General features: G+C 68.8%; 6 protein-coding genes and 1 pseudogene. 4 read left to right on the forward strand and 3 right to left on the reverse strand.

What is annotated here, in order from left to right; all coding sequences use genetic code 11:
* Positions 1-40: 40 nt before the first annotated feature.
* From ACFV15_RS25645 to ACFV15_RS25655, 3 genes are all read right to left on the reverse strand, one after another.
* Positions 41-520 carry a carboxymuconolactone decarboxylase family protein gene (locus ACFV15_RS25645; RefSeq protein WP_378353139.1) on the reverse strand — a complete coding sequence of 160 codons (480 nt, stop codon included), beginning with the start codon at positions 518-520 and terminating at the stop codon, positions 41-43.
* Entirely contained in the window at positions 517-1596 is a 1080-nt protein-coding gene (locus ACFV15_RS25650) for a dihydrodipicolinate reductase (protein WP_378353140.1), read from the reverse strand. The genes ACFV15_RS25645 and ACFV15_RS25650 overlap by 4 nt, the downstream gene beginning before the upstream one ends.
* A gap of 62 nt (positions 1597-1658) precedes the next feature.
* Positions 1659-2048, reverse strand: a complete 390-nt coding sequence (locus tag ACFV15_RS25655) for a hypothetical protein (protein WP_378353141.1) — start codon at positions 2046-2048, stop codon at positions 1659-1661.
* Between the two features lie 199 nt (positions 2049-2247).
* Here ACFV15_RS25655 and ACFV15_RS25660 point away from each other — a divergent pair, with 199 nt between their 5' ends.
* The 4 genes and pseudogenes from ACFV15_RS25660 to ACFV15_RS25675 all read left to right on the forward strand — a co-directional run bounded on the left by ACFV15_RS25660 (position 2248) and on the right by ACFV15_RS25675 (position 7396).
* Positions 2248-4194: a hypothetical protein gene (locus tag ACFV15_RS25660; RefSeq protein WP_378353142.1), complete on the forward strand. Its 1947-nt coding sequence runs from the start codon at positions 2248-2250 to the stop codon at positions 4192-4194.
* Positions 4195-4704: 510 nt separating this feature from the next.
* Positions 4705-5337 (forward strand): annotated as a pseudogene (locus tag ACFV15_RS25665) (DUF6745 domain-containing protein); the annotation flags it as partial.
* A gap of 28 nt (positions 5338-5365) precedes the next feature.
* Complete coding sequence (locus ACFV15_RS25670) at positions 5366-5692, forward strand: hypothetical protein (protein ID WP_378353143.1); 327 nt, start codon at positions 5366-5368, stop codon at positions 5690-5692.
* 186 nt (positions 5693-5878) lie between these two features.
* Entirely contained in the window at positions 5879-7396 is a 1518-nt protein-coding gene (locus ACFV15_RS25675) for an adenosine deaminase (protein WP_378353144.1), read from the forward strand.
* The last annotated feature ends 143 nt before the right edge of the window (positions 7397-7539 follow it).

The raw sequence follows: 7539 nt of genomic DNA on the forward strand, positions 1-7539 counted from the left end.
GTACGGCCGGTTCTAACCGGCCGTACCACTCACGACCACCTCAGACCTTGGGGATCATGCAGACGGTGTCCAAGCCGAGTACGTGGTTGAGGCGGCCGAAGGCGAGCCACGAGCCGATGCTCATGCTCAGCTCGACGATCTCGAGCTGGCTGTAGTGCGCGGTCATCCGGGCCCAGAACTCCTCGTCGAGCCCATGGTGGTCGAGCGCGTACCGCTCGGCGTACTCGGCGGCCAGCCGGGTGCGGTCGTCGAAGGCCTCCGTCGTGCGCCACGCAAGCACCGCATCGGGGAACTCGTCCTCGACCTTCACGCCGTCGCGCTCGGTGCGCCAGTCCAGGCAGAACACGCAGCCGTTGATCTGGGCGATCCGCAGCCGGGCCGCTTCGAACTCGCGCAGGCCGAGTGTCGTGTGGGAGTACACCGCCAGCGAGAAGTTCGACGCGGCGACGCCGATGCCCGGCACCATCTCGCCCCAGACGTAGGCGATCGGCTCCTTGCCTTCGGGGATGTCGATGTTCATCGGGCCACCTTTCCGAGTTTGCCGATCGCGGGTCGCAGTGGGACGTCGAGTGCGTCGTAGAGCCCTGGTTCCGCTTCCACCAGCCAGTCGATGGCGTTGACGAGCCTGCCGACCGCGGTCGCGTTGCCGCCCGCCGAGCGGTTTTCGCCCTCGTCGGTCGCTTCGATGGTGACCTCGATGCGGGGACGGCCTTCGATGATCACGCGGTGCGCGCCCGCGGAGTTCGGCGGCATCGGCCAGTCGGTCGCGCAGGACGGGTGGATGCGGGTGACGTGTTCGACGACGATGCGGGGTTCGCCGCCGACGATGCCGATCACCTCGAACCGCACCGCGCCTTGGGTGCCAGCCTCGAACTCGCCCATGGTCCTGGTGCCGACCGTGGTTTCGAGCGGGCGGCGGTCGACCGTCTCGCGGATCTCGTCGATCTCGGCGCCGAGCGCGCGGGCCATCAGCCGGATCTGCCCGCCCCACACCATGGTCGGCACCATCGGCGCGAGCATCGGGGGCGCGTAGTCCATCGGCTGCCCCATGCCGACCAGGTACCGGACGGAATCCGGCTGCTCGTAGGTGGAGTAGTCGAAGATCTCCTGGCAGCGGATGACGTCCACGGTCGTGCCGAGCCCACTGACCAGCAGCGGCAGCACATCGTTGCCCCAGCCGGGATCGACGCCGGACACGAACAGCGAGCCGCCGCCTTCCTTGACTGCGGCTAGCACCGGGTCACGGAGTTCGGCGGGCGCGTTGCGCTGGTCGTAGAGCGGGTACAGCGAAGGCGTGACGACGACCGCGCCAGCCTTGATCGCGGCGGTGATGTCGGCGAGCGCTTCCATCGGGCGGATGTCACCGGACGCCGCGTAGACCACGGCGCCGGGACTGGCGGCGAGCACGGTTTCGACGTCGTCGGTCGCGGCGACGCCCAGTTCGTGGCCGAGTCCCGCCAGCGGGCCCGCGTCGCGGCCGACCTTCGCTGGGTCGTGCACGAGCACGGCCACCAGCTTCAGCGCCGGGTTCGCTTCCACCGCGCGAATGGCGGCCCTGCCGACATTGCCGGTTCCCCACACGACTGTGGCAATCATGGGGTGGACGCTAACGACGCCGCGCCCGCGCGCCTAGGAAAGCGTTCCGCTCAGCGCAACGTCTAGAACTCGTCGGAGTCGGTGAGTTCCCGTTCGAAGGCGTCGGCCTGCGTGACGACCAGCTTGAGCGGGCGCTCGAACTCCTCGCGGACGCTCAGGTCGGCCAGCGGGACGGTGTGCTTGAGCAGCGCGACGCCATCGACGACGCCGGCACCGCCGACGAGGGACTTGCCCGCCAGTTCGAGCAGGCGGCGCGCGTCGATCTTGTCGGCGTAACCGACGGGGGAGGAGATCTCGAGCCACGCCGCGCCGTCACCGGCCATGTGGTGCACGGAGACCTGCTGGGTCCGGTTCTCCTCGGTGTCGAGCCGGAACCGCAGCCAGTCGCCGGTCTCCTCGAGTACCTCGTACCGCGTACGGACAAAGTTGATCACGTCGGTCCAGCTGGTCACACCCGTCACCTCTCGTATGGCCTGCCCTCAAGCATGGGGAGCATCCCACATCGCCACCAGCGTGCCGCAATCCGCACTGGAACGCCCGTGGAACACCACCGCTGGTCCATTCGAGTGAGAAACGCGCCATCCCTGAACTTTCCCCGCTCCTGGCGAGTGTGAGCACTTCACACGTCAGTCTCGTGGGGAGGTGGACGGTGTGACCGACCGTCATGCGCGAAGCGGCGAAACGGTGCTGCTCCGCCCGGAAGGATCGGCGCGGGTCGAGGCGGGCCCGCTGATCGACGCCGGTGACTACGCGCTACACGTCGAAGGTGATTTGAAAGCCGCCAGGTCGTGGTTCTCGCGCGCGTACGCGCTGGCGGACGAGGCGGGCGACGGGCGGCTGATGGCGGCCGCCGCGCTGGGGCTCGGCGGGCTGTGGGTGCACGAGCACCGGCCCGTCGAAGCCGCGGCCAAGGTCGAGTCGTGCCAGCGGGCGGCGCTGGCACTGGTTGGCCACGGGCCGGAGGCGCAGCGGTTGCGGATCAGGCTGGCCGCCGAGTCCGACTACCGGGCCGGGCGGCACGCCACGATCCTGTCGCTGCTCGAGGAGGCCAGGCACGGGGGCGACCCGGTCGCGTACGCGGAGGCGCTGAGCCTGGCGCACAACTGCCTGCTCGGGCCTGACCAGGCGCGCACGCGGCTGGCGCTCGCCGAGGAGCTGATGCGGGCCGGGTCTCGCACCGACCGGCCGAGCGACGCGGTGATGGGCCTGCTCTGGCGGACCATCGACCTGTTCCTGCTGGGTGACGCGCACGCGGAGCGTTCGCTGACCGAGCTGTGTGGCTCCGAGAAGGCCAGGCGCAACGCGGCGGTGTGGTTCGCCGTGCTCGCGATGCGAGTGATGCTGTGCATCCGGTCGGGGCGGCTGGACGAGGCCGAGCGGCTCGCGCGGGAATGTGCGGAGCTCGGCAAGACGGTCGGCAATGTCGACGACGTCGGCTGGCTCGGCGCCCAGCTGACCGCGATCCGGTGGTATCAGGGGCGGATCGCGGAGTTCGTCGCCCCGCTCACCGAACTCGCGAACTCGCCGCTGCTCAGCGAGACGGACAACGGGTTCCTGCCCACGCTGGCCGTCGCGGCGGCGACCGCGGGTGATCTGCGGACGGCACGCGGCGCGCTGGCCCGGTTCCGCGGCGACGACTTCACCGAGCAGCCGAGGTCGAGTTCGTGGCTGATCGGGATGAACGGCGTGGTCGAAGCGGCGGCGCTGCTGGGTGACGCGGAGATCGCGGCGCGCGCGTACGAGCTGCTGCTGCCGTACGCGCGGCTGCCGGTGCTGGGCGGGCGCGCGATCGTGTGCGTCGGCTCGGCGCACCAGGGACTGGGCGTCGCGGCGCTGACGATGTGCGACACCGGCCGCGCGGTCGCGCATCTTCGGTCGGCGCTGGTGCGGAACACCGCGCTCGGGCATTGGCCCGCCGCCGTGCTTTCCCGGTTCCGGCTCGGGCACGCGCTGGCCGCGCACGGCGACGAGGCCGCGTCACGCGCCGAGCTGACTCTCGCCGCGCGCGAAGCCAAGACGCTCGGCATGGCACTGCCCGGTGTGCGCGCCGAACCGATCTCGGCATCCTGTGTCCGAAGTGGACGGTACTGGCGCATCGAAATGGGCACGCGATCGGCCATTGTGGACGACTCGGTGGGAATTCGTTACCTGGCAACGCTGATCGGCAACCCCGGCGTCGAGATCGAGGCGCTGGATCTGGCCGGAACGCCTGGTAAGACGGATCGGACGGTCGCTCAGCCGGTCGTGGACGAGGTCGCGTTGCGGCACTATCGGGACCGGCTGGCGGAGTTACACGCCGAGATTGACGACGCGGAGTCTGCGCACGACCTCGAACGCGCGGCCAAGGCGCGCGTGGAAGCCGACTGGCTCGCGGACGAACTGCGAACCTCGACCGGGCTGGCCGGACGGACCCGGCGCTTCGCCGGTGACCCCGAGCGCGCGAGAATCGCGGTGGGCAAAGCGATCCGGCGCGCGATGGACCGGGTGAGCGAGGCCGACGCCGCACTCGGCGCGAGCCTGCGCGAGTCCGTGCAGACCGGCATGCGGTGCTGTTACCGGCCGATCAGGGTTGCGGAATCCCGCGCGGTCCTGTCATGATCGCACCATGTCTGATGGAAAGGGCGTGTTCGCCCAGTCGCGTTGACCGCGACCCGGCGGCGCAGTGCCCGCCTCGAGAGTGCCCGCCTTCTTGTTCAACCGAAACCTTCTCGCGATCGAGATTTCGAAACCTGGTCGCGCGCGGCCGAATTGCGCGAAAACTGGCATAGCCACGCCTTGTCCTGTGAACCCGCGGACAGACCTGCCGCCGAGAGTGCGATAGCCGCGCTCTACGCGCTGGTCGATCAGCCTCCGCCGCGGTTCATCTGGGTGGATTCCCCTGCTGTGGCGGGAAAAGTCGTGCCGGAGTCGACCGCGCTCAGCGTCGACGGCCCCTGGCCGGTCGAGGGCAGGCTCGCCGCGCTGGTCACCCGGCTGCGCCAACGGCTGGACCGCGGCACCCGCGGGGATCTGCGTTCCGGTGTGCGTGACGTACTGCGCCAGGCGCTTGGGGAATCGGTCGTCGACCCGATCCGGGCGGAATTGCCCGATCGCCCGCGATTCGGCTGGTACGGCCAGCAGGAAGCCGATTGGGTGGCGTACTACGACATCTGCCATCGGGTCGGCGTCGCCCTGTACGGCGTCGACGACCTGGCGCAGCTCGAATTGTGGGCGACGATCGCGCGGTCCTGCGGATGGTGGTGGCCGCGCGAGGACGTGTGCGTGATCGTCGAACGTCCCGCCGTGATCCGCGCCGAACCGGCGGACGACATGATGCCCGCACTCGTTTTCCGGGACGGCTTCAGCGTGTACACCTGGCGTGGGACCAGAGTTCCCGCCTGGGTGATCGAAAATCCCACGGTGGACCGGATAATCGCGGAACGCAACGTCGAGATACGCCGGTGCGCCATCGAGCGGATCGGCTGGGAGACCTTCATCGAGCAGGCCGAGCTCGCCTTGGTGAGCCAGGCCTCCGATCCCGGAAATCCTGGCTGCGCACTGGTTCTCTACGACCTTCCCCACCGGCAAGGCGGCGCGCGGAACCGGCTTTTGCTCGCGGTCAACGGTTCCGTCGAACGCGACGGAACCCGCCGCCGCTACGGGCTGCACGTGCCGGACTGGTTCGAAGACCCGATCGACGCGGCAGGCTGGTCGTACGGGCTCAGCGGAGCCCAGTACTCGCGGCTCGCGCGCCGGACCTGACCCTGCTCACGACCACAGGTGATGACTCATGTATCTGGCTGAACTGCTCGACCGGACCGGCCTCGAAGTGCTGGACCACTTGGAAAGACAAGTCACCATCCCGGTGATCGACGGCCCGCAGGCCCAAGGTGACCTGATCGTCGTGCCACTGGACATGGTCGGCCCGGTGACCGCGCGGCCGTGGGCACGCTGGCGGGAAGTGCCCGTGGACGGCGTCGAACTGGTCCGCGGGGTGAACGGCAACAATCCGCACACGCTCGTCGCCGACACGGGACCTGCCGGTGGACGACCGACGTGGGCGATCCGACCAGGCTCGGGATCGCGTTGTTCGAGAACACCGAGCCGGTGTTCCTGATTCACCCGGAACACGGCGGCAGCGGCGTCGCGCCAGGCCGCTGGCTGGTGCGCCGCCAGCAGGAGCGTGGCGCGTTCCGCGGGCAGAGCGTGCTCATCGCCGACTAGCCGCTCTTTCGGCGGATCACAGGGAAAGCCGCAGCCGCTAGGAATGGAAAGTCCCGTTTTTCCATTCCAGGGAGGAAATGTGCGGTTCCGAAGAACGACGCTGTTCGCCACCGCGGTGGTGGCGGCACTGGTGACCGCGGTTCCGGCGGCGGCGGCCCCGTCGCCGGAAGACCGTGTCTCGGCCAGGTTCGACGCGCTGCTGGCGAATCCGGACGGCCTCGCGGAGTTCCTGCGTGCCTTCCCGAAAGGCGGTGACCTGCACAATCATCTTTCCGGTGCGGTGTCGACGGAATCGCTGATCCGCTATGCCGTCACGGACGGTCTCTGTGTCGACAAAACGACTTTGACCGCGTCTTATCCGCCGTGCACGGCGACGCAGCGGCCAGCCGCGGACACCGGTACGGACAAGGCTTTTTATCGGGCCGTGCTGCGCGCGTGGTCGATGGAAGGCTTCGATCCGGCCGGTCCGGAATCGGGCCATGACCATTTCTTCGCCACCTTTGGCAAGTTCAGCGCGGCCACCGACCGGCACAAGGGCGACATGCTCGCCGAAGTCGCCGAGACCGCGTTGCGGCAGAACCAGTTCTACGTCGAGACGTTGATCTCCCGTCAGGGTTCCGCCGTCCGCGCACTCGCGGCCAGTGTCGGGTTCAACGCGGACTTCGCCGTGATGCGTCAGAAAATGCTCGCGGACGGCGCGATGGCCAAGATCGTCGCGGCCGCGAAGACCGACACGGACAACGACTACGCGCAGTTCAACGCCGCGCTGAAGTGCGGCACGCCAGCGGCTTCACGCGCCTGCGTCTTCCCTGCGCGCTACGACTACCAGGTCGGGCGGGCGACGAACCCCGAGATCGTGTTCGCCAACCTGCTGCTCGGCTTCGAACTCGGCCAGGTCGACGGCCGCTACGTCGGCGTCAACCTGGTGCAGCCGGAAGACGACCCGATCGCGCTGCGCGACTACCACCTGCACATGACCATGGTCGGCTTCCTGCACAAGCTCTACCCGAAGACCAGGATCACCCTGCACGCGGGCGAGCTGACCCCTGAGCTGGTCCCGCCGGCCGACATCCTGTTCCACATCAGGGAAGCCGTCGAGATCGCGGGCGCGGAACGCATCGGCCACGGCGTCGACGTGCGCCACGAGACGAACGCCGCGCAGCTGGCGCGGGAGATGGCGGCCAAGCACGTGGTGGTCGAAGCGCCCTTGACCAGCAACGCGCAGATCCTCGAAGTCTCCGGTCCCGCGCATCCGATGCGCTGGTATCAGCGGTTCGGTGTCCCGATCGCGTTGGCGACGGACGACCCCGGCGTTTCGCGGGGCGACATCACGGGGGAGTACGTCCGCGCGGTGACCGAGCAGCACCAGACGTACCGGCAGCTCAAGCAGATCGCGCGGGCTTCGCTGGACCACGGCTTCATCCAGGGCGCCAGTCTGTGGCGCGCTCCCGACGACTTCCGGCCTGGGCCCGCGTGCGCGGGCTCGGTCCTCGGCGGCGCCAACCCGAGCCAGCGCTGCAAGCAGTTGCTCCACGACAGCCCCAAGGCTGCGGTCGAATGGGCACAGGAGGCGGCCTTCCGCGCCTTCGAAGACTGACTAGGCCGTTTGGCGGGGTCGTGAGTGGTATGACCGGTTAGAACCGGTTGTCTGTTTTCAGGACTTCCCGGACAGTTGATGTTTCAGGACCTCACAGACACTGACCGGCCTGTCGGCGTGGTGACCAGGGGTGTTGTGGTGAT

It is taken from the genome of Amycolatopsis sp. NPDC059657 (assembly GCF_042734395.1).
GTDB lineage: Bacteria > Actinomycetota > Actinomycetes > Mycobacteriales > Pseudonocardiaceae > Amycolatopsis.